1 protein-coding gene is annotated in these 605 nt (G+C 76.4%); it reads left to right on the top strand.

Annotated features, from left to right (window positions below):
• Window positions 1-423 (top strand): hypothetical protein (locus tag BN4575_RS22690; RefSeq protein WP_218060787.1); only part of this gene is annotated, 423 nt, incomplete at its 5' end.
• Window positions 424-605 lie beyond the last annotated feature (182 nt).

Here is a 605-nt window from a genome sequence, read left to right as displayed (position 1 = left end):
CGGTCGCCGGCGGCGCGGTGCCCCGGTGGCCGGCCGGCCTCATCAGCTCGCGCTGATCGGGATCTGACGGGGCTTGGGCGAGGCGCTCTTCGGCAGGTGAATCCGCAGGGCGCCGGCCTGGAGCTACGCGGAGATCTTGTCCGAGTCGATGCCCTGCGGGACAACGAAGCTGCGGCGAAAGTCCGGCAGGTTGTCCGCGCCCTGCTCGCGCTCGGGCGCGTCGGCGCGCCGGCCCTCCCCGCGGTCGCGGGCATGCTCACCCACGACTACCCGCTGGCGCGCTACGTCGTCGGGCACGGGATGGCCGCGGCCGCGGGGCGGCCGCTCGCGATCGACCTCGACGGGGAGCGCGACGCCATCGCCGCGGCGGCCGCGCGCTGGCTGAAGGCCGCGCCGGCCGCTCGGGGCCGCCCCTCGCCCTGAGCGCGCGGGGCCGAGGCCACCACCTCCGTACACGCCGTTGCGCCTGGCGTCTCCCCATCCACCCGCGCAACCGGGATGAGCCCGGCCCCGGCTACGCCTCCGGACCGGGAAGCCACCATGAGCCCACGCGGATCTCGCCCTCGAACGACGGCAGGGCGATGCGGTCCTGGTCTCGCGCGATC

The sequence above is a fragment of the Aeromonas sp. EERV15 genome (assembly GCF_900079845.1).
Taxonomy (GTDB): Bacteria; Pseudomonadota; Gammaproteobacteria; order Enterobacterales; family Aeromonadaceae; genus Aeromonas; species Aeromonas sobria.
Note: the sequence above shows the minus strand (reverse complement) of the source record. Positions and strands in the feature narration are given on the sequence as shown.